Below are 24,656 nucleotides of genomic sequence, written 5' to 3'. Positions count from 1 at the left end.
GTATCCATCCTTTGCATTAGAAAACGGCACGGAGTGTTCCCGTAACGCCGCCAGCAAAGCCGCGGCATTGGCGCCACGGCAATCCACAACTGTTCGGGCCCCGGCGGCACGCGCCATCTCGGCAACCCTTGGGCTTGGAACAAACAACGGTAACCGCGCCAGGGCTGGCCACGCATCGCCGGCCAACCGCTGCAGATGCTCGAAGCCCTGCCCACTGCTGACCACCAGTGCGTTCAAGCGTTCCGCTTCGACTATCGCCGGCAACGCCCCTTCACCGTAACTGGGCAAGTGGCGGCGGTACAATTCCAGATAATCGACACTAGCACCTTGCTCGCGCAAACGCTCTGCCAGCAAGCCACGCCCGCCTTCGCCCCGCACGATCAAGACCTTGGGGTCGGGCCGCGAAACAGCCTGGCGCAAGACCAGGTGTTCCAGCAAGGCTTCGCTGTCGTCGCCGTTATCGGGATAAAACACCGTGAGGCCGGCATCGGCAAGGATCTGTCCGGTGGCCGCGCCCACGCTGAACCAGGGTTGGTCTGGAGGCTGGGGCCAGTGTTGGCGCAGCAGCTCGACGCACAGGCGTGCGGCCGGCTTGCTGACCACGATCACGGCAGAGTATTGATCCAGTGCCTGGAATATCGCCCGCCCGGCATCGGACAGCGGGACCGGCTCGATATCCAGCAACGGCAAGCTGCTGCTGTAGACCCCCGCTTCGGCCAGGACAGCCGCCAGCGCCGACGACTCGTCCGCCGGCCGGGTGAGCAACAGCCGCCAACCCGTCACGCGTGGCCGGCCTCGCCGTAGACCGCCTTGAGAATGTCGGCGGCGCCCTGGCTCAACAAGTCTTCAGCCACCCGCACGCCCAACGCCTCGGCATCCTGGCGCGGTGCCCGGGCTTCGGCGCTGAGCAGCCGGCCCCCGTTGGGATCCCCCACCAGGCCGCGCAACCAGACCTGTTCGCCCTCCAGCACGGCGTAACAGGCAATCGGTACTTGGCAGCCGCCATTGAGGTGTTTGTTCAGCGCGCGTTCGGCGAATACTCGCGTGGCGGTGTCTGTATGGTGCAGCGGTGCCAGCAGGGCATGGATGTCGCTGTCGGCGCTGCGGCACTCGATACCCACCGCCCCTTGCCCACCGGCTGGCAGGCTGTCGTCGACACTGATGGCCGAGGTGATGCGGTCTTCGAAGCCCAGGCGGATCAGGCCGGCGGCGGCGAGGATGATGGCGTCGTACTCACCGGCATCGAGCTTGGCCAGGCGCGTGTTGACGTTGCCGCGCAGGAAACGGATTTGCAGGTCCGGACGACGCGTCAGCAATTGGGCCTGGCGACGCAGGCTGGACGTGCCGACCACGCTCCCGGCAGGCAGCGCCTCAAGGCTGGCAAAGGTGTTGGAGACGAACGCATCGCGCGGGTCTTCCCGCTCGCAGATGCAAAACAGCCCCAGGCCTTGGGGAAAGTCCATGGGCACGTCTTTCATCGAATGCACGGCGATGTCGGCTTCGTTGTCCAGCAGCGCGGTTTCCAGTTCTTTGACGAACAGGCCCTTGCCGCCGATTTTCGACAGCGGCGAGTCCAGCAGCTTGTCACCGCGACTGACCATGGGCACCAGGGTCACGATCAGGCCGGGATGGGCCGCTTCCAGGCGGGCTTTGACGTATTCGGCCTGCCAGAGGGCCAAGGCACTTTTACGGGTGGCGATGCGGATCTCGCGAGGGGACATGGATCAATCCGTACTTAAAAGATACGGCAGATAATAACAGCTCAGTCAAAACCGCTTTGATTTGAATCACGACCCCAAGGCCTCCCTGGCCGCCAGATCCTGGAAATGAAACGCGTTGAACGCCTTGGACCGCCTGGCTTAAAGCTGCTGCATCATCTTGCGCACGCCGGCCACGTGCCGCCGGCTGACAATCAGCGCGTCGCCATTGAGGCCTTTGAGGAACAGTTGGAAATGCCCAAGGGGGGTGCGTTGCAAACGCTCGATGCGCTCGCGGGCCACGAGGGCGTTGCGGTGGATGCGTACAAAGCGTTCGCCGAACTCGTCTTCAAGGGCCTTGAGAGGTTCGTCCAGCAACACCTCGCCACTCTCATGGCGCAAGGTCACGTATTTATGGTCGGCAATGAAGTAGACCACCTGGTTCAAGGGGATCAACTCGATGCCTTTGCGGGTGCGCGCACTGATGTGGCTGCGTGGGCCACTGCCGCTTTCGGCGGCCGGACGGGTCAGCGCCGCCAGTTGCACGCGGTTGGGTCGCTCGGCCTTGCGCAAGGCTTCGAGCAACGCCTCGGACGCCACCGGCTTGACCAGGTAACCCACGGCACCGGCCTGCAACACCTCGGGTGGAAAGTCGTCCCGGGTGGTACAGAACACCACGGCGGGCGGCGACTCTCGTTCGCACAACTTCGCCGCCACCTGCAGGCCGTCCAGGCCAGGCATGCGAATGTCGAGCAGCACGATATCCGGCTTGTGGCTGTCAATAAGGGCCAATGCCTCGTCGCCATTGGTGGCGCTCGGCTCCAGGACACTGTAACCCTCGAGCTCGCCAACCATTCGGCTCAGGCGCTCGCGGGCCAGTGGTTCGTCATCAACGATCAGGACATTCATATTGCGCTGGATTCCTGCGTGAGTCTCGCACAAGGATAGCGTAGACAGGGGAAGTGACATCCGTCACCGCGATCCACGCTAAGACTCGCTCGAGGGCCAAAAAGTGCCGCGAGGCGGTTGCCTATCTTTACCAGCGCTTGCCGACCGATGCCCGAGGCCCGTTGTCGCACGGCGTTGCCGTAGGGATTGTTAACTGTCGATCTGACCAATATGAGCTCCCCCTTTTTCTATGTGTCCGGTGCGCCATGGATGGAAAAAGCAAAAGTCCTACCGTCCACTGTAGACGGTTGCCACGATGATATTGCTCAATCGAAAAATATCGTTATGCGAAAACCGGTTGGATCCCGGGTCCAGATCGAAAAAACCTGCCGACCAGTGCCAGCGCCAGTCCCGGCAACCCTGCTATCATCCGCCGCAGCCTTTAACCGCTACTTTTTCCACAGCCGATCACGAGCGAATTCATGAGCACTGACAAGACCAATCAGTCCTGGGGCGGCCGCTTCAGTGAACCCGTCGACGCCTTCGTCGCCCGCTTCACCGCCTCCGTCAACTTTGACCAGCGCCTGTATCGCCACGACATCATGGGTTCGATCGCCCACGCCACCATGCTGGCCAAGGTCGGCGTGCTGACCGATGCCGAGCGCGACAGCATCATCGATGGCCTGAAGACCATCGAGACGGAAATCGAGGCCGGCCAATTCGACTGGCGCGTCGACCTTGAAGACGTGCACATGAACATCGAAGCACGCCTGACCGACCGCATTGGCGTGACCGGCAAGAAGCTGCACACCGGCCGCAGCCGCAACGACCAGGTCGCCACCGACATCCGCCTGTGGCTGCGGGATGAAATCGACCTGATCCTGGGCGAAATCACGCGCCTGCAAAAAGGCCTGCTGGAACAGGCCGAGCGCGAGGCCGAGAGCATCATGCCGGGCTTCACGCACCTGCAAACCGCTCAACCTGTAACGTTTGGGCATCACATGCTGGCCTGGTTCGAAATGCTCAGCCGCGACTACGAGCGCCTGGTGGACTGCCGCAAGCGCACCAACCGCATGCCCCTGGGCAGCGCTGCGCTGGCCGGCACCACGTACCCGATCGATCGTGAATACACCGCGCAACTGCTGGGCTTCGACGCCGTGGGCGGCAACTCGCTGGATAACGTCTCGGACCGCGATTTCGCCATCGAATTCTGCGCCGCCGCGAGCATCGCGATGATGCACCTGTCGCGCTTCTCCGAAGAGTTGGTGCTGTGGACCAGCGCGCAGTTCCAATTCATCGATTTGCCCGACCGGTTCTGCACCGGCAGCTCGATCATGCCGCAAAAGAAAAACCCCGACGTGCCGGAACTGGTGCGCGGCAAGAGCGGCCGGGTGTTCGGCGCACTGATGGGCCTGTTGACCCTGATGAAAGGCCAGCCGCTGGCCTACAACAAGGACAACCAGGAAGACAAGGAGCCGCTGTTCGACGCCGCCGACACCTTGCGCGACTCGCTGCGGGCCTTCGCCGACATGATCCCGGCCATCAAGCCCAAGCATGCGGTGATGCGCGAAGCGGCCCTGCGCGGCTTCTCCACCGCCACCGACCTGGCCGACTACCTGGTGCGCCGTGGCCTGCCGTTCCGTGATTGCCACGAGATTGTCGGCCATGCCGTGAAATACGGCGTGGACACCGGCAAGGACCTGGCGGAAATGAGCCTGGACGAACTGCGCCAGTTCAGCGACCAGATCGAGCAGGACGTGTTTGCCGTGCTGACCCTCGAAGGCTCGGTCAATGCCCGTGACCACATCGGCGGCACCGCGCCGGCGCAGGTCAAGGCAGCGGTTGTGCGCGGCCAGGCGTTGCTCGCCAGCCGCTAAAAGCCAGAAGCATCGCGAGCAAGCTCGCTCCCACAATGGATCTCCCGTGAACACACGCCTTGTGAGCATTCAGAGATTCAGATGTGGGAGCGAGCTTGCTCGCGATAGCTGACTTCAAATCACCGAAAAGCTCACTTCTTGGCGGCAATCATCGCCAAAAACGCCGGCATCTCTGCCTCCCTGTCCGCAGCGATCCGCCGTACGTTCGGGTTCTGCTCCAAGCGTTCCATCAGCGCCTTGGCCGCCGGCATGTCCGCCAGCCAATCGATATCGAAGACCTTCCTGCCCACTTGCAAGGCCAGCGAAAGGCTGTAGTAGAAATACAGGTCGGCAATGCTCAGGCTGTCGCCCGCCACATAGGGCGAGAATTTGCCGTGCCGGCCAAGCGAGGCGAACCCCAGCAACAATTCGGACTTGGACTTTTCCTTGATGGCATCGGCCACCGTCATGCCGAAAAATGCCTCGCCATAGCAGGCCCGCCCCGGCAGCTCGATGTACAGCTCGATTTCCCGGCACAAGGCCAACACCTGGGCGCGCTCGAACGGGTCGGTCGGCAGCAGGGCTTTACCCGGTTGGGTTTGCTCGATGTATTCAAGGATGACACTGGTCTCGTTGATAAAACCCTGCTCGGTCTTCAGCACCGGCACCTTGCCGCGCGGGCTGATGGCCAGGACTTCCGGGGTCTGGTTGCCAAAGAACTGCACTTCTTCGAAAGGCACGCCCTTCTCCAACAGTGCCAGCTTGACCATGTTGTAATAATTACTGACAGAGAAACCATAAAGCTTGAGCATTACAAATGCCTCCAGGCCGTGCGGGGGGTTGGCAGCCTTGCGTTATAGACCGTCGAGGGGTTTCTTGCCAGGCGCATCACGCCGCTGAATGCGGGTAAACTGGCGACCTTTCTTACAGGAGCCTGCCATGAGCGAGCCAACCGATATCGACACCGACGAAGAAGATTTTGTCGAGAACACGCTGATCGAAGCCATCGAAAACCAGATCGAAAGCGACAACCCGCCAGCGGCCAAGGCCACGTTCAACAAACTGACCCTGGTGGGCTACGAGCGCGAAGAAATCCTCAACCTCATGGCCCATGTACTGGCCCATGAGATCGACGCCATCCTCGAAGAAGACCGCCCGTTCGACACCCAATGGTACGAAACGGCGCTGCGCGCCCTTCCCGAGTTGCCGCCGGAAAAGAACTGAACCAACAGGCAAAGTTGCTTCTGTGGCGAGGGAGCTTGCTCCCGCTGGGGCGCGAAGCGGCCCCAATAGCTTAACGACTGCTGCGCAGCCGAACGGGAGCAAGCTCCCTCGCCACAACAAATGGCTCCCCTGGTCACCCGAAACAAAAAAAGCATGCCACTGACACTGGACAGCTCGGCCGAGTGCGCTCACCTTAGTGACGCTGTCGACCAAATTCCTAGAAAGTCTGGAGTCCTTATGTCGCTTACCCCTGAGCTGGTTGCCGAACTGGAAATCCTTGCACTCTTCAACCTGGACAGTTCCCAGGAAGGCCTGAAAATTCATCAGACCGCTGCCCCTAAAGCGATTGCCGCTGCCCAACGCCTGTACGAGAAAGACCTGATCACCCAGCCCGACGGTGGTTACCTGACCAGCCTGGGACGGGATGCCGCCCAAAATGTCCAAACCGTCCTGACGATACTCAGCGTTCAACAAGAAGCCGCCTGATCCCCCTGCCGCCCACGGAAATCTCCTCTACGGGATTTCCGCAGGCGCACTGGCGCCCGGCGTAAAGAACCGGCATCAAAAATCCTGTTTTCAGCTTAAGTATTCCCAAGACCGGGCGCTAACCTGCCATCACCCCACGTTCGACGCCGCGAGCCGGTTTGAGCTGACATGACCCGCAATCACGAAATACGCCCCGATCTGGACGAGGGAATCGACCGCAAGGTGCTGAGCCAATTGCGCGCACGTTTTCTCAAGCTCAACACCGTGCGGCTGGAGCGCGCCCTCGAAGGCCTGTCGCCCCGCCAGCAAGGCGTACTGACGCTGCTGCCGCTGTTTTTCCACGTCAACCATCCGCTGCTGCCCGGCTACGTCTCCGGCAGCACGCCCGCCGGGCTGTCGAACTACGAGCCTGACGCCAACGTCCTTGCCGAAGCCCAGCGGCTGACCCGTTCGTTTTCCTACAAGCCCCGGCACGGCAGCAACCCGCCGCGGCCGATCCTTGGCCTGTTCCTGATGGGCAGCCTCGGCACCCTGGCCCAGGCCGACCAGAGCGACATGGACGTGTGGGTGTGCCACGGGCCGGACCTGAGCGACGATGAACTGGCCGAGCTGCGCAAGAAATGCCAGTTGCTGGAGATCTGGGCCGCGACCCAGGGCGCCGAAGCCCACTTTTTCCTGATCGACCCGGCGCGTTTCGTGCGGGGCGAGCGGGACAACCAGCTCAGCTCCGACGATTGCGGCACCACCCAGCATTACCTGCTGCTGGACGAGTTCTACCGCACTGCGATCTGGCTGGCCGGGCGCACGCCGATCTGGTGGCTGGTGCCGGTCTATGAAGAAGAGAACTACGAGCAGTACACCCATACGCTGATGTCCAAGCGCTTCATTCGCGCGGATGAAACCCTGGACCTGGGACACCTGGCCTATATTCCGCCGGGCGAATTCGTCGGCGCCGGGCTCTGGCAGCTGTTCAAGGGTATCGAATCGCCCTACAAGTCCGTGCTCAAGCTGCTGCTGACCGAGGTCTATGCCAGCGAACACCCGAACGTGCGCTGCCTGAGCCTGCGCTTCAAACAGGCTGTGTTCGCCAATCGCCTGGACCTGGAAGAGCTGGACCCGTACATGCTGGTTTACCGCCGCATCGAGGAATACCTCGATGCCCGTGGCGAACCCGAACGCCTGGAGTTGATCCGCCGCGCGCTGTACCTGAAAGTCAATCGCAAACTCACCGGCCAGGCGCGCAGCAGTGGCTGGCAGCGGGTACTGCTTGAGCGACTGGCCCGGGAATGGGGCTGGGACCAGCGTCAACTGGCATTGCTGGACAGCCGCAGCCAGTGGAAAGTCCGCCAGGTCAGCCACGAGCGGCGCGCACTGGTCAACGAACTCACCCACAGCTACCGCTTCCTGACCCAGTTCGCCCGCACCGAGAAAACCGTCAGCCTGATCAACAAGCGCGATCTCAACGTGCTTGGCAGGCGCTTGTATGCCGCCTTCGAGCGCAAGGCCGACAAGGTCGAGTTCATCAACCCCGGTATCGCGCCGGACTTGGCCGAAGACACCCTGACGCTGGTCCAGTCACCCAACAAGAAGGAACCGGGGCAGAACCAGTGGGGCCTGTACAACGGCAGCCTCAACGCCCTGGAGTGGGAGAATTTCGCGCCCATCAAGCGTTGCCGCGAGTTGCTGGAGCTGTTGACCTGGTGCCATCGCAACGGCGTGATCGACAGCAGCACGCGCCTGGCGCTACACCCAGGTGACAGCGACCTGAGCGAGTTCGAACTGTTCAACCTGCTGGGTAGCCTGCAACAGTCCATCGCCCTGCCCCTGGTCACGGTGGATGAAGCGCAGTTGCTGCGCGCCAGCGTGCCCAGCGAAGTGCTGATCCTGGTGAACGTCGGCGTCGACCCGCTCAAGCACCATCGCGACCTGAACATCCTGATGACCACCGAGCGTACCGACTCCCTGAGCTACGCCGGGGTCCGGGAAAACCTGGTGCTGACCCTCGACCAGGTTACGCTCAACAGTTGGAATGAAGTGCTGGTCAACCGTTTCGACGGTGAACACGCCCTGCTCGACTGCCTGCGCGACTACCTCAACGACCTGCCCGTCACCCAGCGCCAACCGCGCTTGCAGGTGCGCTGCTTCTGCCACAACCGCGCCCAGTTCATTGCGCGGCGTGTCGAGGAAGTCATCGAAACGGCGCAGACCCTGTTGTTGAGCAGGCTCAATCACCGCTACCTGCTTCAGGTCCAGCAGCATTACCACGTGCTGGAACTGGTGCCCGGCCAAGTCAATCACATAGCCCTGGGCAGCTTGTCGGCGCTGATGGATTACCTGGGCGAGGAACTGACGGCCTACAGCCCCTTGCATCTGGACCCGATGGCCCTGGAAGACCACGACCTGGCGCTGATCCTGCCCATGGGCCAGCCCGAGTGCATCCAGGTGTTCTACCGGACCAACGAGGACGAAGCCGATCTGTACGTGCTCGATGAATTCAACGCGCTGTGGCAACAACACGTGCCCTATCACGACGAACAAAGCCTGCTGGTACCGCTGCAGCGCTTTCTGCAATCGGTGCTGTACCGTCGCGACGCCCTGCTGCCGCTGGACGCCGCCCAGCCGCTGACCCTGGAAACCCTGTACTACCAGTTGCTGCCGTCAGGTGGCCGGGCGCGCCGGATCGAAGCGCGGCAAGCCCCACAGACACCGGTCAACAAGCCGTTCTATGACGTGCAGGCGATCATCGGCAAGGCGGCGCACGGGCAGGTGCACGTCACCCTGTACTGCGATCAGCAGGAGTTTTCCGAACTGGAACATGGCGACCAACTGTTCCGTGTGGTCGCCAGGGAGATCGTCGAACAGCGCCGCGAAGCCCAGCGCTATCGCTGCTACATCACCGACCTGGACCTCTCGGGGCTGGTGGGCGATGGGGCCTGCTCAAGCAATTTGTACCTGCGCTACAAGGCCGACCTGGAACGCGCCCTGAACGAGGCGCTGGCCCTGGTCTGAAGCGCCCGGGCACTCAGAGGTGGAAGTCGCCGCCTGCTTCGGGCTGGTATTCGACGTCCAGCAAGGTCAGCTTCAACGTCTTGCCGCCCGGGGCCGGCCAGTCGATGTGCTGGCCGACCTTCAGGCCCAGCAAGGCACTGCCCACCGGCGCCAGGATCGAGATCCGGCCTTCGTCGGCATTGGCGTCCTGTGGATAAACCAACGTCAGGTGATAGTCCTTGCCGCTGCTTTCTTCGCGGCAATGCACACGCGAGTTCATGGTCACGACATCGGCAGGCACTTCTTCGTGGCCCACCACGTTCTCGGCGCGATCCAGTTCGGTTTGCAACGCAATCACGCCTGGCAGCGTTTCATCAAGACTGTCGATCAGGCGTTCCAGACGCTGTACGTCCAGGCGGGTAAGGGTGATGGAAGGTGCGGTCATGATCCAGGCAGACTCCTTTCTTCTGCACAAAAAAAGCAAAACCCCGCCACAAAAAGGCGGGGTTTTCACGGGCCTCGACGAATTGAGGCGTAACCGGACACTATCACAGCTCAATAAATAAACAAGTTACCCCAGAGATTTGCGCTTAGCCGCCTCGGCACAGATGACCCGCCGGCGCTCATCATCGGCCGAGCGCCATTCGCGGATATCCTCCACATGGCGGAAACAGCCGAGGCAGACCTTCTGTTCATCCAGCTTGCACACGCTGGTACACGGCGACGGCACGGCGGGGCTGACGTTGCTGTAGAGCGGCTTGGGAGGCCGTGGCGGGGCGGTCTGGATCACGCCGTCACAAGCCTTCGAACTCGAGCTCCACGCCCGCCTGCTGCTTGACGATGCGCTCGAGCATCTCGCCCAGTTGCTCTTCGCTCTTGTCGCACATCCAGTGCTCGCTTTCCTCGTCGTAGTCGAAATGAAAGCCGCCGGAGACCGCCGCCAGCCACAGCTGCCGCAACGGCTCCTGGCGACTGAAGATCAGTTGGCTGCCGTTTTCGAACTTGACGGTGAGTACACCGGCGGAGATTTCCAGGTCAATGTCCAGGCCACTGTCATCGAACACATCCTCCAGCGTTTGCTGGGTCGCATCGACCAGATCGTGGAAACGGGCTTCAGTCAAACTCATTTGCGGCAACCTCGAAAATGTCTGCTCATGCTCAAGCGCCGCAAGATACGGACGCCGCCCGGCGATTGCAAAGGATATACCGATCAACGACAACAGTGCCGCCGGACGGGCGCCCCGTTGCATAGGCAAGCTGACGGGTGGCCGGTATACTCCGGCGCAATTAATGCATTTTCAAGGATTTCGCCATGAAGCGCCTGATCTCTTCCCTTGCTGCGCTCGTCGCGGTTGCCTGCCTCGTGACAGCCTGTGGTCAAAAAGGTCCGCTGTACCTGCCTGATGACAGCAAGTCCCCTGAAGAACAGGCCAAGTCGTCGCAATCCAAGACACACTCGCACGACACCCACACCACTTACTAAGGGAACGCCATGGACGCTTTTAACTACCGTGGCGGGGAGCTGTTCGCGGAAGGAGTTGCCCTGTCCGCGATCGCCGAACGTTTCGGCACGCCGACCTATGTCTATTCCCGTGCCCACATCGAAGCCCAGTATCGGACGTTCGCCGATGCTCTCGACGGCATGCCGCACCTGGTGTGTTTCGCCGTCAAGGCCAACTCCAACCTGGGTGTGCTCAATGTCCTGGCGCGCCTGGGTGCCGGTTTCGACATCGTCTCCGGTGGCGAGCTCGAGCGTGTGCTGGCCGCGGGCGGCAGCGCCGACAAGATCGTGTTCTCCGGCGTCGGCAAGACCCGCGAAGACATGCGTCGCGCCCTGGAAGTCGGCGTGCACTGCTTCAACATCGAATCCACCGATGAGCTGGAGCGCCTGCAGGTTGTCGCCGCCGAGCTGGGCGTTCGCGCGCCGGTTTCCCTGCGCGTGAACCCGGACGTCGACGCTGGCACCCACCCGTACATCTCCACCGGCCTGAAGGAAAACAAGTTCGGCATCGCCATTGCCGACGCCGAGGACGTGTACGTACGCGCCGCCCAGCTGCCGAACCTGGAAGTGCTGGGTGTCGATTGCCACATCGGCTCGCAACTGACCACCCTCGAACCGTTCATCGATGCCCTCGACCGCCTGCTGGCGCTGGTCGACCGCCTCGGCGACTGCGGCATCTACCTGCGCCACATCGACCTGGGTGGCGGTGTCGGCGTGCGCTATCGCGATGAAGAGCCGCCCCTGGTGGCCGACTACATCAAGACGGTGCGCGAGCGCCTCGAAGGCCGTGACCTGGCGCTGATGTTCGAGCCCGGCCGCTATATCGTGGCCAATGCCGGCGTGCTGCTGACCCAGGTCGAATACCTCAAGCACACCGAGCACAAGGATTTCGCCATCGTCGATGCGGCGATGAACGACCTGATCCGCCCGGCGCTGTACCAGGCGTGGATGGACGTCACCGCCGTGCGCCCTCGCGACACCGCGGCCCGCCCCTACGACATCGTCGGGCCGATCTGCGAAACCGGTGACTTCCTGGCCAAGGGTCGGGAGCTGGCGCTGGAAGAAGGCGACTTGCTGGCCGTGCATTCGGCCGGTGCCTACGGGTTTGTCATGAGTTCCAACTACAACACCCGCGGCCGTTGCGCCGAGGTGCTGGTGGACGGTGATCAGGCATTCGAAGTGCGTCGCCGCGAGACGGTAGCCGAGTTGTTTGCCGGCGAAAGCCTGCTGCCGGAGTAAAACCATGCTGCTGCGTTTTACCAAGATGCACGGCCTGGGCAATGACTTCATGGTCCTCGACCTGGTCAGCCAGCACGCGCATATCCTGCCCAAGCATGCCAAGCAATGGGGAGACCGGCACACTGGTATCGGTTTCGACCAGTTGCTGATCGTCGAGGCGCCCAACAACCCGGACGTGGATTTCCGCTATCGGATCTTCAACGCCGACGGCTCGGAAGTGGAGCAATGCGGCAACGGCGCGCGCTGCTTCGCCCGCTTCGTGCTGGACAAGCGCCTGACGGCCAAGCGGCAGATCCGCGTCGAGACCAAGAGCGGCATCATCGAACTGGATGTGCGCAGCGACGGCCAGATCGGCGTCAACATGGGTGCTCCGCGCCTGGTACCGGCGGACATTCCATTCGAAGCGCCGGCCCAGGCCCTGAGCTATCCATTGGAAGTCGATGGCAACACGGTGGAACTGGCGGCAGTCTCCATGGGCAACCCCCATGCCGTGCTGCGAGTGGCCGATATCAACAGTGCCCCGGTGCATGAGCTGGGGCCGAAAATCGAACACCATCCGCGCTTCCCCGCGCGGGTGAATGTCGGTTTCCTGCAAGTCATCGACCGTCACCGCGCACAATTGCGCGTCTGGGAACGCGGTGCCGGGGAAACCCAGGCCTGCGGTACCGGCGCCTGTGCCGCTGCCGTCGCTGCGATCAGCCAGGGGTGGATGGATTCGCCATTGTTGATCGACCTGCCCGGCGGGCGCCTGTCCATCGAATGGGCAGGCCCTGGCCAACCGGTGATGATGACCGGCCCGGCAGTGCGCGTATACGAAGGACAAGTTCGTCTTTGAGTGAGCCAAACCCATGACCGATCAGCCACAGGTTCCAGCCCCACAGCCCGACGAATCTCCCAGCCTTCCAGACGTCGCGGCCGTGGCCGCTTACCTGGAGGCTCATCCGGACTTCTTCGTCGAGCATGAAGAACTGCTTGCGACGATGCGCATCCCCCACCGGCGCGGCGACACCGTGTCGCTGGTGGAGCACCAGATGAAAATCCTGCGCGAGCGCAACATCGAAATGCGCCATCGTCTTTCGCACCTGATGGACGTGGCCCGGGACAACGACCGGCTCTTCGACAAGACCCGTCGGCTGATCCTGGCCCTGATGGACGCCAGCACCCTCGAAGACCTGGTCATGAGCGTCGAAGACAGCCTGCGCCAGGATTTCCAGGTGCCCTTTGTCAGCCTGATCCTGTTTGGCGACAACGCCATGCCGGTGGGCCGCTGGGTGACCCACGCCGAAGCGCAGACGGCCATCGGCGGCCTGCTCACGGAAAACAAAAGCGTCAGCGGCAGCCTGCGCGAACATGAGTTGGACTTCCTGTTCGGCGAAGAACAGCGCAAGCAGATCGGCTCCACCGCCGTCGTCGCCATCGCCCACCAGGGCGTGCACGGCGTGCTGGCCATCGCCAGCCGCGATCCGCAGCACTACAAGAGTTCGGTGGGCACGCTCTTCTTGAGCTACATCGCCGAAGTCACCGGCCGGGTGCTGCCAAGAGTCGCCGGTTCGCTGCGCTCGGTACGCTGATGATGGAGCGGCAACTGGACGCCTACTGCGAACACCTGCGCAGTGAGCGCCAGGTGTCGCCCCACACGTTGTTGGCCTATCGCCGCGACCTGGAAAAAGTGCTGGGCTGGTGCCAGAAGCAGAACATCGGCAGTTGGTCGGCCCTGGACATCCAGCGCTTGCGCAGCCTGATCGCCCGCCTGCATCAACAGGGACAGTCCTCCCGCAGCCTGGCGCGACTGTTGTCGGCGGTGCGCGGCCTGTATCACTACCTCAATCGCGAAGGCCTGTGCGATCACGATCCGGCCACCGGCCTGGCACCGCCCAAGGGCGAACGCCGGCTGCCGAAGACCCTCGACACCGACCGCGCCCTGCAATTGCTTGAAGGCGCCGTCGAAGATGACTTCCTGGCCCGGCGCGACCAGGCGATTCTCGAGCTGTTCTATTCTTCCGGCCTGCGGCTTTCGGAGCTGACGGGGCTTAACCTGGATCAACTGGACCTGGCCGACGGCATGGTCCAGGTGCTCGGCAAGGGCAGCAAGACCCGCCTGCTGCCCGTCGGCCGCAAGGCCCGTGAAGCCCTGGAACTGTGGCTGCCCCTGCGGGTCCTGGCCAACCCCGCCGATGACGCGGTATTTGTCAGCCAACGCGGTCGGCGCCTCGGCCCGCGGGCGATTCAGTTGCGGGTCAAGGCCGCCGGCGAACGCGAGTTGGGGCAGAACCTGCACCCACACATGCTCAGGCACTCCTTCGCCAGCCATCTGCTGGAATCCTCCCAGGACCTGCGCGCCGTTCAAGAGCTGCTGGGCCACTCGGACATCAAGACGACACAGATCTACACCCACCTGGACTTCCAGCACCTGGCGACGGTCTACGACAGTGCCCACCCCAGGGCCAAACGCATCAAGGGCGACGAATCATGACCATCGAACTCATCACTTTCGACCTGGACGACACCCTGTGGGACACCGCCCCGGTAATCGCCAGCGCCGAAGCCATACTCCGCCAATGGCTGAGCGACAACGCACCGATCCTGGGCGGGCTGCCGGTGGAGCATCTTTTTTCGATTCGCGAGCAGGTGTTGCGCGAAGAACCCAACCTCAAGCATCGCATCAGTGCGCTGCGCCGGCGGGTGCTGTTCCGTGCCTTGCAGGAAGCCGGCTACGACCAGTGGCACGCCTCTGAACTGGCGGACCAGGCCTTCGAGACGTTCCTGCACGCCCGTCATCAGCTGGAGATTTTCCCCGAGGTGCAGCCCACCCTGGAAATCCTGGCCAATCATTTCGCCCTCGGCGTGGTCACCAATGGCAACGCCGACGTGCGACGCCTGGGGCTGGCGGACTACTTCAAGTTCGCCTTGTGCGCCGAAGACATCGGCATCGCCAAACCTGACGCCCGGTTGTTCCACGAAGCCCTGCAGCGCGGCGGCGCCACGGCACAGACCGCCGTGCACGTTGGCGATCACCCGGGCGACGACATCGCCGGCGCCCAACAGGCCGGCCTGCGCGCGGTGTGGTTCAACCCGGCAGGCAAGCCCTGGAATGCCGACCATGTACCGGATGCGGAAATTCGCAGCCTGACCGAACTGCCGGGGCTGTTGACGGGTTGGCATAGCCAACCCTGAACCCTGCCTCACAGCCGCCAAAGCCCCTCTGTGGGAGCGGCTATGTCCCGCAGCTCCCCGCCCGGCAAAGAAACCTGTGGGAGCGAGCTTGCTCGCGATGACGGCGGCACATCCACATCAATGCCAACAGACCCACCGCTATCGCGAGCAAGCTCGCTCCTACCCTGGAGCGGCTATGTCCCGCAGCTCCCCGCCCGGCAAAGAAACCTGTGGGAGCGAGCTTGCTCGCGATGACGGCGGCACATCCAACATCAATGCCAACAGACCCACCGCTATCGCGAGCAAGCTCGCTCCCACAGGGGCTGCGCCTGGCCCGGAGTAGAATCGCGCCCATGAAAAAGCCCGCAGCGACGGCGGGCTTTTTCAGCAAGCAAGAAGCCGATACTCAGATAGGGCGGCTGCCGTACTTGTTGTCAGGCTTCTTGGGCGGATCAGCGACCACGTTGGCTTCCACTTCCTGCACCTTACCGCCCCTGGCCAGGAACTCCTCCATGGCCTTGGCGAGCGCATCACGCTCCTTGTTCTTGGCCTCTACGCTCGGCAACTCGTCGACCGACACCGCGGCCTTGGCCTTGCCCTTGGCGGTAGGTGCCGGAACATCGGCCCCATCGTCGTCGGCAACGTCTTCAGCTACCGCTTCAAGGCCTTCTTCGGTCTCGTCTTCGTCGCCTACTTCGAGGTCGTCGTTTTCCAGATCATCGTCGCTCATGTTCTACCTCATGACTTGCGAAAAGCAGATTAGTTATAGCCCAGCTTCGCCATCTGTTCGAAGGCTGCCAGAAAAAATTCAACATCCGCTGGCAATCAGCGGTTATGCCCCTTCACCGTACAAGGTGGCGAGGACTTTACGAGCACCGCCGTGATCACGGTGCTCGCCCAGATAAACACCTTGCCAGGTTCCCAATGCCAGCCGTCCCGCCGTAACCGGCAGGCTGAGCTGGCAACCGAGCACACTGGCCTTGAAGTGCGCCGGGAGGTCGTCCAAGCCTTCGTCGTTGTGCTCATAGCCGGCGGTTCCTTGTGGGATCAGCCGATTGAAAAATCGTTCGAAGTCTCGACGTACCGCCGGATCGGCGTTCTCGTTGATGGTCAACGAGGCCGAGGTATGCTGCAGCCACAGATGCAACAGACCGACACGACACGCCTGGAGTTCAGGCAGGCCGGCCAGCAACTCGTCCGTCACCAGATGAAAGCCCCGGGGCCTCGCCCGCAGGGTTATCAGCGTCTGTTGCCACATACAGATCTCCGCACGTTCGGCGCGCATTCTAGCGCGCTCTGGGAAAAAACAAAGGCCCTAATATTCTTGCTTCGATGTAAGCCTTTGGCGGTATAAAAACCCATGTCGCATCCACAACAAAAGGCGTCGGAAAAACCGCCACACCTTGTGAGCAATGACAAATTCCAGACAAAAAAATGCCCGGCGAACCGGGCATTTTTTGTTGCGTGTACTTACAGGTTGTAGCCACGCTCGTTGTGCTGGGCCAGATCCAGGCCCACAGCCTCTTCTTCCTCGGTGACACGCAGACCCATGACGGCGTCCAGGACCTTGAGGATGATGAAGGTGACGATCGCGGTGTAGACCACCGTGAAACCCACGCCCTTGAATTGAATCCACACTTGCGCGCCGATATCGGTCACGGTGCCGAAGCCACCCAAGGCCGGTGCGGCGAACACACCAGTCAGGATCGCGCCGAGAATACCGCCGATGCCATGCACGCCGAAGGCATCCAGGGAGTCGTCATAACCGAGCTTGCGTTTGAGGGTGGTGGCGCAGAAGAAGCACACCACGCCCGCCGCCAGGCCGATGACCAGGGCGCCCATTGGGCCCACGGTGCCGGCAGCCGGGGTGATTGCAACCAGGCCGGCCACCACGCCCGAGGCAATGCCCAGCGCGCTTGGCTTGCCGTGGGTGATCCACTCGGCAAACATCCAGCCCAGCGCCGCCGCAGCGGTAGCGATCTGGGTCACCAGCATCGCCATGCCGGCAGTGCCGTTGGCGGCGACAGCGGAACCGGCGTTGAAGCCGAACCAGCCGACCCACAGCATGGCCGCACCCACCAGGGTGTAACCCAGGTTATGCGGTGCCATTGGCGTGGTCGGGAAGCCTTTGCGCTTGCCCAATACCAGGCACGCCACCAGACCGGCGATACCGGCGTTGATGTGCACCACGGTGCCGCCAGCGAAGTCCAGCACGCCCCAATCCCACAGCAGGCCGCCGTTGCCGGACCAGACCATGTGCGCAATCGGTGCATACACCAGGGTGAACCACACGCCCATGAAGATCAGCATGGCGGAGAACTTCATCCGCTCGGCGAATGCACCGACGATCAGGGCCGGGGTAATGATGGCGAACGTCATCTGGAAAGTGATGAACACCGCTTCAGGGAACAGCGCCGCCGGGCCGGTCAGGCTGGCTGGCGTGACACCCGCCAGGAACGCTTTGCCGAAACCGCCAATGAAGGAGTTGAAGTTGACGACGCCCTGCTCCATGCCGGTAGTGTCGAACGCGATACTGTAGCCATAGATGACCCACAGGACGCTGATCAGACCGGTAATGGCAAAGCACTGCATCATCACGGAAAGAATGTTCTTCGACCGGACCATGCCACCGTAGAACAGGGCCAGGCCTGGAATAGTCATGAACAGTACAAGAATCGTGGCCGTGAGCATCCAGGCGGTGTCGCCGGAGTTCAAGACGGGGGCTGCCGCTTCTTCTGCCATGGCCAGGCCAGGCATTGCGAAGGACAACAGGGCTCCTAGCCCTGCGAATTTACGCAGAGTCATATTGTTTTCTCCTGGGGCGTTGGGTTTGGCGGCTTAGATAGCGTCGGTATCGGTTTCGCCGGTACGGATGCGGATAGCCTGTTCCAGATTGACCACAAAGATCTTCCCGTCACCGATCTTGCCGGTGTTGGCGGCCTTGGTGATTGCCTCGATCACCCGGTCCAGATCCTTGTCGTCAATGGCGACATCGATCTTCACCTTGGGCAGGAAATCGACCACGTACTCCGCGCCGCGATACAGCTCGGTGTGGCCCTTCTGCCGACCGAAGCCTTTGACCTCAGTAACGGTAATGCCCTGCACGCCGATCTCGGACAACGACTCGCGCACGTCGTCCAACTTGAACGGCTTGATGATGGCAGTGACTAGCTTCATGAAACTTTCTCCCGAATTGGTGGACTTGCCCCAGGAAAACAAACCCGACTCAAGTCTAAGCGCAGTGCCTGGCTTTGTAACGCGTCGTCGGCCCAAGTTGCCCGACAGGTGCCAGTTAACCGATCCTGACGAAACTCCCCGTTCCGCCTGCTGCACTGCATTCGTCACAGCGACTGCATCAGTGCATGGGTCATCAGCCTCTAAGCAGAAACCTTGCCATCTGTGCCCAAACCCTCTGATTTCAGTCCCTTGGCCACCGGCTCGACGTGCACCGCACCACGAACCGCAGCGATACGCACAACAACAGTGCAGCGCCGCCCGGCCCCATGCGCGAAAAGCGTGCATCCCTGGCTGGCGAATTGACTATAGACACTGCGTGGTACACTGCCCGCCATCGTTTCCAGGACACCTGCACATGCTTGCGCCCAAAGACCTCCTCGACGCCCTGAGCGGCCACGCCTCCCGTATCTTGAGTGGCGACACGCCGCTGCCCAAAAGCGAAATCGAAAGCCAGTTCAAGGCCCTGCTGCAAAGCGGCTTCAGCAAGCTGGACCTGGTAAGCCGGGAAGAATTCGACAGTCAGATGGTCGTGCTGGCCCGGACCCGAGCGCGGCTCGAAAGCCTGGAGGCCAAGGTCGCTGAGCTGGAAGCACGACTGGCTCCAGCCCAGGAATAAATAAGCAGCGCGCCTGCGACATACGCCCGGTAGCCCAGGCGTATTCAACCTGAAGGGTCAGAGACGGAAACGGCCAACCAGGGTATTGAATGACAGGGCCAGGTTGGACAGCTCCTGGCTCGAAGCATTGGTCTGGTTCGCCCCAGCCGCAGTCTGGGTCGAGAGATCCTGGATATTCACCAGGTTGCGATCAACCTCGCGGGCCACATGGGCCTGCTCCTCGGACGCCGTGGCAATCACCAGGTTACGGTCATTGATCTGCGAGATGCCGTCGGCGATCTGCTCCAGCGCCTCGCCAGTGGCCCGGGCCAGGCCCTGGGTCTCGGTCACCAGCGCCTGGCTCTTGCCCATCGCATCAACCGCACTGTCGGCACGGTCCTGTACCGCGTGGATCATGCTCTCGATTTCACCGGTTGACGCCTGGGTGCGGGCCGCCAGGGCGCGAACCTCATCGGCCACCACGGCAAAACCGCGACCCTGTTCCCCGGCGCGTGCCGCCTCGATGGCCGCATTGAGCGCCAGCAGGTTGGTCTGTTCAGCGATCCCGCGGATCACATCCAGCACCTTGCCAATATCGCGCACCTGCACGGCAAGATCCCTGACCAGCCCGGTGGACGCGGTGATTTCCTGGGTTGCAGTATTGATCGCCTGCACCGCGCTACGGGCCTGATCACGCCCATCGCTGGCTTGTGAACTGGTCGATTGCGAAGCCTGTGAAGTGGAGACCGCGTTGCGGGCCACTTCCTCGACGGCGGAAGTCATCTCGGTCACGGCCGTGGCGGCCTGCTGGATTTCATCATTCTGTCGGATCAAGGCACGACTGCCATCATCGGTGACCGCCGTCAGCTCCTCGGCGGCGGAAGCCAATTGGTCCGAAGCGCTGGCAATCTGCTGGATGGTGGTCTTCAAACTCGTCTGCATGTCACCCAGGGCCTTGAGCAACTGGCCGGCCTCGTCGCGACTGTTGCTGGTGATGTGCTGAGTGAGATCGCCCTGGGCGATGCGTTGTGCGCAATCGACCGCCACGGCAATCGGTCGACTGATCAGGCGACTGATAAACATGCCCAACAGCAGCGCGGCGATAAACGCCACGACGATGCCGCTGTACAACACGGTCTTGGCCGTCAGCTCCTGCTGCGTGGCGGCCTTGGCGTCTTCGCTGATCTGACGGTCATTGGAGTCGATCATGATGGTCAACTGGTCCATCACCTTGCGATAAGTCTTCTGCAAGTCACCGAGCAACAGAGTGCGGCCGTTTTCCAGGTCGCCAGCCGCCATCATCGCCACGTACTGCTGCACCATGGCCTGGTAGACCGGCCAATCGCGGGCCATCTGGTCGCCGGCGATGCGCTCGTCTTCAGCCAGATTGCCTTTGCGGTAATCGGCGAAAGCCTTTTCGCTGGCCAACTGATTGGCTTTCATCGAAGCGAGAAACTCATCCTTCATGCTCTGCGGAGCATTGCCGGCAGTAGCGACATACAGCCGGTACATGTCGCGCGTCTGGCCGACCGCCTTGGTCTTGGTCTGCGACGTATTGGCGACCGAGACCAGGTTGTTGTTGAACACTCCCTGCAAACGCGTCGACAGCGCGGAAACTCCACTGACGCCAAGCATGCCCACGGCGAGCGTTATCAGGGCGCAGAGGAAAAACGAGGTGATCAATTTGGTCGATAGTTTTGCGTCGTTGAGCCAGTTCATCGGTGGATCCTCATGGGATGCTGGTCCAGCAGCCCGGTCATGTGTGCATTTCCCTGCCCCGCGTAACGCCAGGTTAAGGGCCTGTGTCCTGATTCCATCGCCGCTCGGGCTCGTCTGCCGACAGGGCATCGTTGGCGTGCCGCTTGATGGTTTTTTCGTCATGACGTCGTACAACATCACGAAAATGTAAGCCACACCCCTCTGTTCACCCTCAATCTGGATGAAGCATTTTCCTTTCTTTCTTGCTCGTCTCGTTGACGACGATCTTGCTCATCAATTTCTGAAAAGCCCGTACTAGAGCCGTGTAATAAAAACAAACGGATAGTAGCTCTTAGCCATAATCGTTGCAAAATGTTACATCATGTGAAATCTTTATCGCAACGCAAGACATCGTACAACTATGAAAATTTAACGAGCCGAGCCAAAGGCCACGCGTCGAAATCCATGAGGAGTGACACATGTATCCGCAGAGGAGGGATCAGCCATTGCCCGGCGTGGGCAAGGTGAAGTCCATGATGAATATGCTCGCGGGCGGCCTGGTCCTGATGACGGTCAGCCTGGCGACCCACGGCGAGACACTCGACACCAGCGCTTCGCCCGGCAAGCGGCTGGCGGTGGCCGCCGATTGCGTGGCCTGCCATAGCACCGTCGGTGGCAAGCCCTTTGCCGGCGGTTACCCACTCAACTCGCCGATGGGCACCATCTATTCGACCAACATCACCCCTTCCAGGAGCGCCGGCATCGGCCAGTACACGCAGGCAGACTTCGCCCGCGCCGTGCGCGACGGTGTAACCCCGGACGGCACCCACCTGTACCCGGCGATGCCCTACACCTCCTACGCAAAGATGACCGACAGCGACGTCGCCGCCCTGTACCAGTACTTCATGGATGAAGTCGCGCCGGTGGATACGCCCAGCCCCAAGACCGAGCTCGACTTTCCGTTCAATATCCGCGCCTCGATGCTCGGCTGGAACGCCTTGTTCCATAGCCAGAAACGCTTCGAGGCGGATCCGGGCAAGTCCGCGCAGGTCAATCGCGGCGACTACCTGGTCAATGCACTGGCCCACTGCGACACCTGCCATACCCCACGCAATGTCCTGATGGCGGCGGATAACGCCAAGGCGCTTGCCGGTGGCTCATTGGGGGCCTGGTACGCCCCGAACATCACCTCGGACAAGACCAGCGGTATCGGCGCCTGGTCGAGCGATGAGCTCGTTGCCTACCTGCGCAGCGGCCATGTGGAGGGCAAGGCGCAAGCTGCCGGGCCCATGGCCGAGGCGGTCGAGCACAGCCTGCAGTACCTCGGCGAGGAGGACCTCAAGGCCATCGCCGCCTACTTGCTGCAGACCCAGCCAATCGCCACCGGCGAACGCCAGGCCCGCCATACCTTCGGCCAGGCGTCGAACGACGAACTCAACCTGCGCGGCGGCAAGCCGCAGGACAATCCAGGCTGGCACATCTTCAGCGGCACCTGCGCCAACTGTCACCAGGCCAACGGCGAGGGCACCCGTGAGTATCCGTCACTGTTCCACAACACCGCGACCAGCCGCCGCGACAACCTGATCGCGACCATCGTCTACGGCGTGCATCGCGAAGTCGACGGCGTGGCAATCGACATGCCGGCCTTCGGTCCGGGCGCGCTGTTCACCGATCGCCTCGACGACCAGCAGATCGCCGACGTCAGCAACTACGTCCTGTCCCGCTACGGCAACGCCGGCTTGAACGTGACTGCCGCCGATGTGGCACAGGTACGCGAAGGCGGACCCAAGGCCCCCATCGCCGTGCTGGCGCGCTACAGCGTACCGGCCCTGGTTGTGATCGGCCTGCTGATCCTCCTGGGGCTTTACAGACTCAAGGCTCGTCGCCGGCTGCAGGAGGCCTGAGCAATGGAAACTTCAATGACCGACACCCACATGCCCGTTTCATCCACCCCCACCGCCCGACTGTCCCGCCGTAGCCTGCTGCGCGGGTCGGTCACCCTGGGCCTGGTGGCCCTGGCCGGAGGCCTCGGCCCCTGGCAATCGGTGATGGCTGAGGGCGACCAGGACTTTATCGCCCTGTCGCAATTCCTTGTCAGCCGTCCGGTCAACCCGGTCCTGGCGGCGCGCTACTACCGCGCCCTGAGCCAGCGCGCACCGAACTTCAGCGGCAATGTCGGCGCCCTCAAGCAACTGGTCGATGGGCAGGGCTTCAAGCATGTGGATGAATACCTGGCCCAGGCCAACCCGGACCCATCGTTGAAAGCGACGGCCACCAGCATCATCTCGGCCTGGTACTTGGGCATCGTCGGCGAGCTCGCCGATGCCGAACTGATCAGTTACTCCGAGGCGCTGATGTATCGCCCGACCCACGGCATCCTCATCATTCCAACCTACGGTGGCGGCCCCGAATCCTGGGGCGCCAAGCCAGCCGACACGCAGGATTTCAAACTATGAGCAGCGTTGTTTACGACGCCGATGTGGTCGTCATCGGCTCCGGCGTGATGGGTGGCTTGATTGCCAGCGAGCTGGCCAAGGCGAACAAATCCGTGATCGTCCTCGAAGCGGGCCCACGGGTGAACCGCCGTGACATCGTCGAGACCTTCCGCAATGCGCCGGTCAAGCTCTCGCTGGCCAACGCCAAGCTGCAGGGTGCCGGCTCGCCCTATCCGAGCCTGCCTCATGCACCTTCCACCTATGGCGACTACCTGCAGCAGGTCGGCCCGGTGAAATACAACACCTCCTACCTGCGGGTGGTCGGCGGTACCACTTGGCACTTCGGCTCCTCGCTGTGGCGCATGCTGCCCAACGACTTCCGTCTCAACTCCCTCTACGGACGCGGGCGTGACTGGCCGATCAGCTATGACGAATTGGAACCCTTCTACGCCCGCGCCGAGACCGAGCTGGGCGTGTCCGGGGTCGACGGCCAGGATGAAAGTGGCCAGGGTGGCGCGGCCTACCCACCGCGCTCGATTCCCTACCCGATGGAAGGCCTGAAGCCCAGCTACATGTTCAAGCGCCTCTCGAGCCTGTTGAGCAAGGGCGGCTACAACCCGATCCTCGAACCCAATGGCCGCGCCACCCGCCCCTATGGCAAACGCCCACCGTGCGCGGGCAACAACAACTGCAACCCGGTCTGCCCGATTGCCGCCAAGTACGACGGCTCGATGCATATCGACGAGGCCGAGCGTCATGGCGCCAAGGTCCTGGACAACTCGGTGGTGTACCAGATCGAGGCCGGCGATGACGGCAAGATCAGCGCGATCTGGTACATGCGCCCCGACAAGACCCAGCATCGCCTGACCGCCCGGTACTTCGTGCTGGCGGCCTATGGCATCGAATCGCCGAAGCTGTTGCTGATGTCCACGTCCGAGAAATACCCCAACGGCATCGCCAATACTTCCGATCAGGTCGGTCGCAACCTGATGGACCACACCGGCGTGAGCATGAACGTGATGACCAAGGAGGACATGTGGCCCGGCGAGGGACCGACCCAGTTGCTGGTCTACCTGAACAGCCGCGACGGCGCATTCCGCAAGGACTACCCGAGCTACAAGATCAAGGTTCGCAACACGGTGCCCACCTCGCAGATCACCACCAACCTGATCGCCAAGGGTGTGTTGGGCTCCAAGCTCGACGAACAGATCCGCCTGCAGTCGGCGCGCTCCTTGAACTGGGCGGTGGACTTCGAAACCCTGCCGCTGCCGGAAAACCGCGTCACCCCGAGCAAGACTCGCTTCGACGCGATTGGCCTGCCGGTACCGGAGATCTACTACAGCGTTCCCGACTACTGGCACGCGGGCAAGGAAAAGGCCCTGGAAGACCTCAAGCAGTTCGCCCACCTGCTCGACGCCGACATCCTCAGCACCGACGTCAACTTCCAGAACCGCCAGCACATCATGGGCACCACCATCATGGGCGACGACCCGAAGAACTCGGTGGTCGACCGCGACTGCCGTAGCCACGACCACGCCAACCTGTTTATCGCCGGGACCAGCGTGATGCCGTCATCGTCCTGTGTGAACCCCACGTTGACTGGGGCCGCACTGAGCATTCGTATCGCCGATCAATTGCTGAGGGAGGTGTAAGGCCTGT

The 24,656-nt window shown here is 62.1% G+C and carries 25 protein-coding genes and 2 pseudogenes; 14 read left to right on the top strand and 13 right to left on the bottom strand.

Annotated features, from left to right (window positions below; all coding sequences use genetic code 11):
- Positions 1-36: 36 nt before the first annotated feature.
- The 4 genes and pseudogenes from J4E63_RS31025 to J4E63_RS31450 form a co-directional block, all read right to left on the bottom strand.
- Positions 37-783, bottom strand: a pseudogene (locus tag J4E63_RS31025) (uroporphyrinogen-III synthase); the annotation flags it as partial.
- Positions 780-1,721 (bottom strand): hydroxymethylbilane synthase, encoded by a 942-nt coding sequence (hemC, locus tag J4E63_RS28810; protein ID WP_207284031.1) that lies wholly within the window; start codon positions 1,719-1,721, stop codon positions 780-782. The pseudogene J4E63_RS31025 and the gene hemC, both read right to left, overlap by 4 nt.
- Before the next feature lie 138 nt (positions 1,722-1,859).
- Positions 1,860-2,606 carry a LytTR family DNA-binding domain-containing protein gene (locus J4E63_RS28805; protein WP_060740100.1) on the bottom strand — a complete coding sequence of 249 codons (747 nt, stop codon included), beginning with the start codon at positions 2,604-2,606 and terminating at the stop codon, positions 1,860-1,862.
- Positions 2,603-2,833, bottom strand: a pseudogene (locus J4E63_RS31450) (sensor histidine kinase); the annotation flags it as partial. The pseudogene J4E63_RS31450 and the gene J4E63_RS28805, both read right to left, overlap by 4 nt.
- A gap of 234 nt (positions 2,834-3,067) precedes the next feature.
- Between J4E63_RS31450 and argH the strand changes: the two are divergent.
- On the top strand, positions 3,068-4,462 hold the full coding sequence (gene argH / locus J4E63_RS28795; RefSeq protein ID WP_060740099.1) for an argininosuccinate lyase: 1,395 nt from the start codon (positions 3,068-3,070) through the stop codon (positions 4,460-4,462).
- A gap of 131 nt (positions 4,463-4,593) precedes the next feature.
- Here argH and J4E63_RS28790 read toward each other — a convergent pair whose 3' ends face one another.
- Positions 4,594-5,253, bottom strand: a complete 660-nt coding sequence (locus tag J4E63_RS28790; protein WP_207284030.1) for a glutathione S-transferase family protein — start codon at positions 5,251-5,253, stop codon at positions 4,594-4,596.
- Between the two features lie 127 nt (positions 5,254-5,380).
- On the opposite strand from J4E63_RS28790, the gene J4E63_RS28785 reads away from it, so the two are divergent.
- The 3 genes from J4E63_RS28785 (at position 5,381) to J4E63_RS28775 (ending at position 9,160) form a co-directional block, all read left to right on the top strand.
- Positions 5,381-5,665 (top strand): hypothetical protein, encoded by a 285-nt coding sequence (locus J4E63_RS28785; RefSeq protein WP_207284029.1) that lies wholly within the window; start codon positions 5,381-5,383, stop codon positions 5,663-5,665.
- A 237-nt stretch (positions 5,666-5,902) separates the two neighbouring features.
- Complete coding sequence (locus tag J4E63_RS28780; RefSeq protein WP_060740096.1) at positions 5,903-6,151, top strand: TIGR02647 family protein; 249 nt, start codon at positions 5,903-5,905, stop codon at positions 6,149-6,151.
- 168 nt (positions 6,152-6,319) lie between these two features.
- A complete protein-coding gene (locus J4E63_RS28775) occupies positions 6,320-9,160 on the top strand; it encodes a class I adenylate cyclase (RefSeq protein ID WP_207284028.1) in 2,841 nt (946 codons plus the stop codon).
- 13 nt (positions 9,161-9,173) lie between these two features.
- Here J4E63_RS28775 and rnk read toward each other — a convergent pair whose 3' ends face one another.
- The 3 genes from rnk to cyaY all read right to left on the bottom strand — a co-directional run bounded on the left by rnk (position 9,174) and on the right by cyaY (position 10,266).
- On the bottom strand, positions 9,174-9,584 hold the full coding sequence (rnk, locus tag J4E63_RS28770; RefSeq protein WP_060740094.1) for a nucleoside diphosphate kinase regulator: 411 nt from the start codon (positions 9,582-9,584) through the stop codon (positions 9,174-9,176).
- Positions 9,585-9,710: 126 nt separating this feature from the next.
- Positions 9,711-9,929: a DUF1289 domain-containing protein gene (locus J4E63_RS28765; RefSeq protein ID WP_207284027.1), complete on the bottom strand. Its 219-nt coding sequence runs from the start codon at positions 9,927-9,929 to the stop codon at positions 9,711-9,713.
- 4 nt (positions 9,930-9,933) lie between these two features.
- Positions 9,934-10,266 carry an iron donor protein CyaY gene (gene cyaY, locus J4E63_RS28760; protein WP_207284026.1) on the bottom strand — a complete coding sequence of 111 codons (333 nt, stop codon included), beginning with the start codon at positions 10,264-10,266 and terminating at the stop codon, positions 9,934-9,936.
- A gap of 185 nt (positions 10,267-10,451) precedes the next feature.
- On the opposite strand from cyaY, the gene J4E63_RS28755 reads away from it, so the two are divergent.
- From J4E63_RS28755 to J4E63_RS28730, 6 genes are read left to right on the top strand one after another with little or no spacing between them, the layout of a single operon-like run.
- A complete protein-coding gene (locus J4E63_RS28755) occupies positions 10,452-10,622 on the top strand; it encodes an LPS translocon maturation chaperone LptM (RefSeq protein ID WP_072406122.1) in 171 nt (56 codons plus the stop codon).
- Between the two features lie 9 nt (positions 10,623-10,631).
- Positions 10,632-11,879, top strand: a complete 1,248-nt coding sequence (gene lysA / locus J4E63_RS28750; protein ID WP_092174851.1) for a diaminopimelate decarboxylase — start codon at positions 10,632-10,634, stop codon at positions 11,877-11,879.
- 4 nt (positions 11,880-11,883) lie between these two features.
- Complete coding sequence (gene dapF, locus J4E63_RS28745) at positions 11,884-12,714, top strand: diaminopimelate epimerase (RefSeq protein ID WP_060740090.1); 831 nt, start codon at positions 11,884-11,886, stop codon at positions 12,712-12,714.
- 13 nt (positions 12,715-12,727) lie between these two features.
- Positions 12,728-13,450, top strand: coding sequence for a DUF484 family protein (locus J4E63_RS28740; RefSeq protein ID WP_092174855.1), 723 nt, complete (start codon positions 12,728-12,730; stop codon positions 13,448-13,450).
- A 2-nt stretch (positions 13,451-13,452) separates the two neighbouring features.
- Positions 13,453-14,352, top strand: a complete 900-nt coding sequence (gene xerC / locus J4E63_RS28735) for a tyrosine recombinase XerC (protein WP_207284205.1) — start codon at positions 13,453-13,455, stop codon at positions 14,350-14,352.
- Positions 14,349-15,053 (top strand): HAD family hydrolase, encoded by a 705-nt coding sequence (locus tag J4E63_RS28730; protein ID WP_207284025.1) that lies wholly within the window; start codon positions 14,349-14,351, stop codon positions 15,051-15,053. The genes xerC and J4E63_RS28730 overlap by 4 nt, the downstream gene beginning before the upstream one ends.
- 385 nt (positions 15,054-15,438) lie before the next feature.
- Here J4E63_RS28730 and sutA read toward each other — a convergent pair whose 3' ends face one another.
- The 4 genes from sutA to glnK form a co-directional block, all read right to left on the bottom strand.
- Entirely contained in the window at positions 15,439-15,762 is a 324-nt protein-coding gene (gene sutA, locus J4E63_RS28725; protein WP_092204737.1) for a transcriptional regulator SutA, read from the bottom strand.
- A gap of 102 nt (positions 15,763-15,864) precedes the next feature.
- The gene (locus J4E63_RS28720; protein ID WP_003177301.1) at positions 15,865-16,290 is read right to left on the bottom strand and encodes a secondary thiamine-phosphate synthase enzyme YjbQ; all 426 of its coding nucleotides are present in this window, start codon (positions 16,288-16,290) and stop codon (positions 15,865-15,867) included.
- Between the two features lie 212 nt (positions 16,291-16,502).
- A complete protein-coding gene (locus tag J4E63_RS28715) occupies positions 16,503-17,837 on the bottom strand; it encodes an ammonium transporter (RefSeq protein WP_207284024.1) in 1,335 nt (444 codons plus the stop codon).
- 33 nt (positions 17,838-17,870) lie between these two features.
- On the bottom strand, positions 17,871-18,209 hold the full coding sequence (gene glnK / locus J4E63_RS28710; protein WP_002555808.1) for a P-II family nitrogen regulator: 339 nt from the start codon (positions 18,207-18,209) through the stop codon (positions 17,871-17,873).
- 415 nt (positions 18,210-18,624) lie between these two features.
- Between glnK and J4E63_RS28705 the strand changes: the two genes are divergently transcribed.
- Positions 18,625-18,885: an accessory factor UbiK family protein gene (locus tag J4E63_RS28705; RefSeq protein WP_060740084.1), complete on the top strand. Its 261-nt coding sequence runs from the start codon at positions 18,625-18,627 to the stop codon at positions 18,883-18,885.
- A 57-nt stretch (positions 18,886-18,942) separates the two neighbouring features.
- Here J4E63_RS28705 and J4E63_RS28700 read toward each other — a convergent pair whose 3' ends face one another.
- A complete protein-coding gene (locus J4E63_RS28700; RefSeq protein ID WP_207284023.1) occupies positions 18,943-20,583 on the bottom strand; it encodes a methyl-accepting chemotaxis protein in 1,641 nt (546 codons plus the stop codon).
- A gap of 512 nt (positions 20,584-21,095) precedes the next feature.
- Between J4E63_RS28700 and J4E63_RS28695 the strand changes: the two genes are divergently transcribed.
- From J4E63_RS28695 to J4E63_RS28685, 3 genes are read left to right on the top strand one after another with little or no spacing between them, the layout of a single operon-like run.
- On the top strand, positions 21,096-22,466 hold the full coding sequence (locus tag J4E63_RS28695; RefSeq protein ID WP_207284204.1) for a cytochrome c: 1,371 nt from the start codon (positions 21,096-21,098) through the stop codon (positions 22,464-22,466).
- 3 nt (positions 22,467-22,469) lie between these two features.
- Positions 22,470-23,018 (top strand): sugar dehydrogenase complex small subunit, encoded by a 549-nt coding sequence (locus J4E63_RS28690; protein ID WP_207284022.1) that lies wholly within the window; start codon positions 22,470-22,472, stop codon positions 23,016-23,018.
- Entirely contained in the window at positions 23,015-24,649 is a 1,635-nt protein-coding gene (locus J4E63_RS28685) for a GMC family oxidoreductase (RefSeq protein ID WP_207284021.1), read from the top strand. Before J4E63_RS28690 ends, J4E63_RS28685 begins: the two co-directional genes overlap by 4 nt.
- The last annotated feature ends 7 nt before the right edge of the window (positions 24,650-24,656 follow it).

This window comes from Pseudomonas sp. FW300-N2F2 (genome assembly GCF_017351655.1).
GTDB lineage: Bacteria > Pseudomonadota > Gammaproteobacteria > Pseudomonadales > Pseudomonadaceae > Aquipseudomonas > Aquipseudomonas fluorescens_AA.
Note: the sequence above shows the minus strand (reverse complement) of the source record. Positions and strands in the feature narration are given on the sequence as shown.

Coding starts and splice junctions, on each gene's coding strand:
- J4E63_RS28700 (WP_207284023.1), bottom strand. CDS start 20,583: ATGAACTGGCTCAACGACGCAAAACTATCGACCAAATTGATCACCTCG.
- J4E63_RS28690 (WP_207284022.1), top strand. CDS start 22,470: ATGGAAACTTCAATGACCGACACCCACATGCCCGTTTCATCCACCCCC.
- J4E63_RS28805 (WP_060740100.1), bottom strand. CDS start 2,606: ATGAATGTCCTGATCGTTGATGACGAACCACTGGCCCGCGAGCGCCTG.
- hemC (WP_207284031.1), bottom strand. CDS start 1,721: ATGTCCCCTCGCGAGATCCGCATCGCCACCCGTAAAAGTGCCTTGGCC.
- rnk (WP_060740094.1), bottom strand. CDS start 9,584: ATGACCGCACCTTCCATCACCCTTACCCGCCTGGACGTACAGCGTCTG.
- J4E63_RS28785 (WP_207284029.1), top strand. CDS start 5,381: ATGAGCGAGCCAACCGATATCGACACCGACGAAGAAGATTTTGTCGAG.
- J4E63_RS28775 (WP_207284028.1), top strand. CDS start 6,320: ATGACCCGCAATCACGAAATACGCCCCGATCTGGACGAGGGAATCGAC.
- xerC (WP_207284205.1), top strand. CDS start 13,453: ATGGAGCGGCAACTGGACGCCTACTGCGAACACCTGCGCAGTGAGCGC.
- cyaY (WP_207284026.1), bottom strand. CDS start 10,266: ATGAGTTTGACTGAAGCCCGTTTCCACGATCTGGTCGATGCGACCCAG.
- argH (WP_060740099.1), top strand. CDS start 3,068: ATGAGCACTGACAAGACCAATCAGTCCTGGGGCGGCCGCTTCAGTGAA.
- J4E63_RS28685 (WP_207284021.1), top strand. CDS start 23,015: ATGAGCAGCGTTGTTTACGACGCCGATGTGGTCGTCATCGGCTCCGGC.
- J4E63_RS28755 (WP_072406122.1), top strand. CDS start 10,452: ATGAAGCGCCTGATCTCTTCCCTTGCTGCGCTCGTCGCGGTTGCCTGC.
- J4E63_RS28730 (WP_207284025.1), top strand. CDS start 14,349: ATGACCATCGAACTCATCACTTTCGACCTGGACGACACCCTGTGGGAC.
- J4E63_RS28695 (WP_207284204.1), top strand. CDS start 21,096: ATGATGAATATGCTCGCGGGCGGCCTGGTCCTGATGACGGTCAGCCTG.
- sutA (WP_092204737.1), bottom strand. CDS start 15,762: ATGAGCGACGATGATCTGGAAAACGACGACCTCGAAGTAGGCGACGAA.
- J4E63_RS28720 (WP_003177301.1), bottom strand. CDS start 16,290: ATGTGGCAACAGACGCTGATAACCCTGCGGGCGAGGCCCCGGGGCTTT.
- J4E63_RS28740 (WP_092174855.1), top strand. CDS start 12,728: ATGACCGATCAGCCACAGGTTCCAGCCCCACAGCCCGACGAATCTCCC.
- J4E63_RS28780 (WP_060740096.1), top strand. CDS start 5,903: ATGTCGCTTACCCCTGAGCTGGTTGCCGAACTGGAAATCCTTGCACTC.
- dapF (WP_060740090.1), top strand. CDS start 11,884: ATGCTGCTGCGTTTTACCAAGATGCACGGCCTGGGCAATGACTTCATG.
- J4E63_RS28790 (WP_207284030.1), bottom strand. CDS start 5,253: ATGCTCAAGCTTTATGGTTTCTCTGTCAGTAATTATTACAACATGGTC.
- glnK (WP_002555808.1), bottom strand. CDS start 18,209: ATGAAGCTAGTCACTGCCATCATCAAGCCGTTCAAGTTGGACGACGTG.
- J4E63_RS28715 (WP_207284024.1), bottom strand. CDS start 17,837: ATGACTCTGCGTAAATTCGCAGGGCTAGGAGCCCTGTTGTCCTTCGCA.
- lysA (WP_092174851.1), top strand. CDS start 10,632: ATGGACGCTTTTAACTACCGTGGCGGGGAGCTGTTCGCGGAAGGAGTT.
- J4E63_RS28705 (WP_060740084.1), top strand. CDS start 18,625: ATGCTTGCGCCCAAAGACCTCCTCGACGCCCTGAGCGGCCACGCCTCC.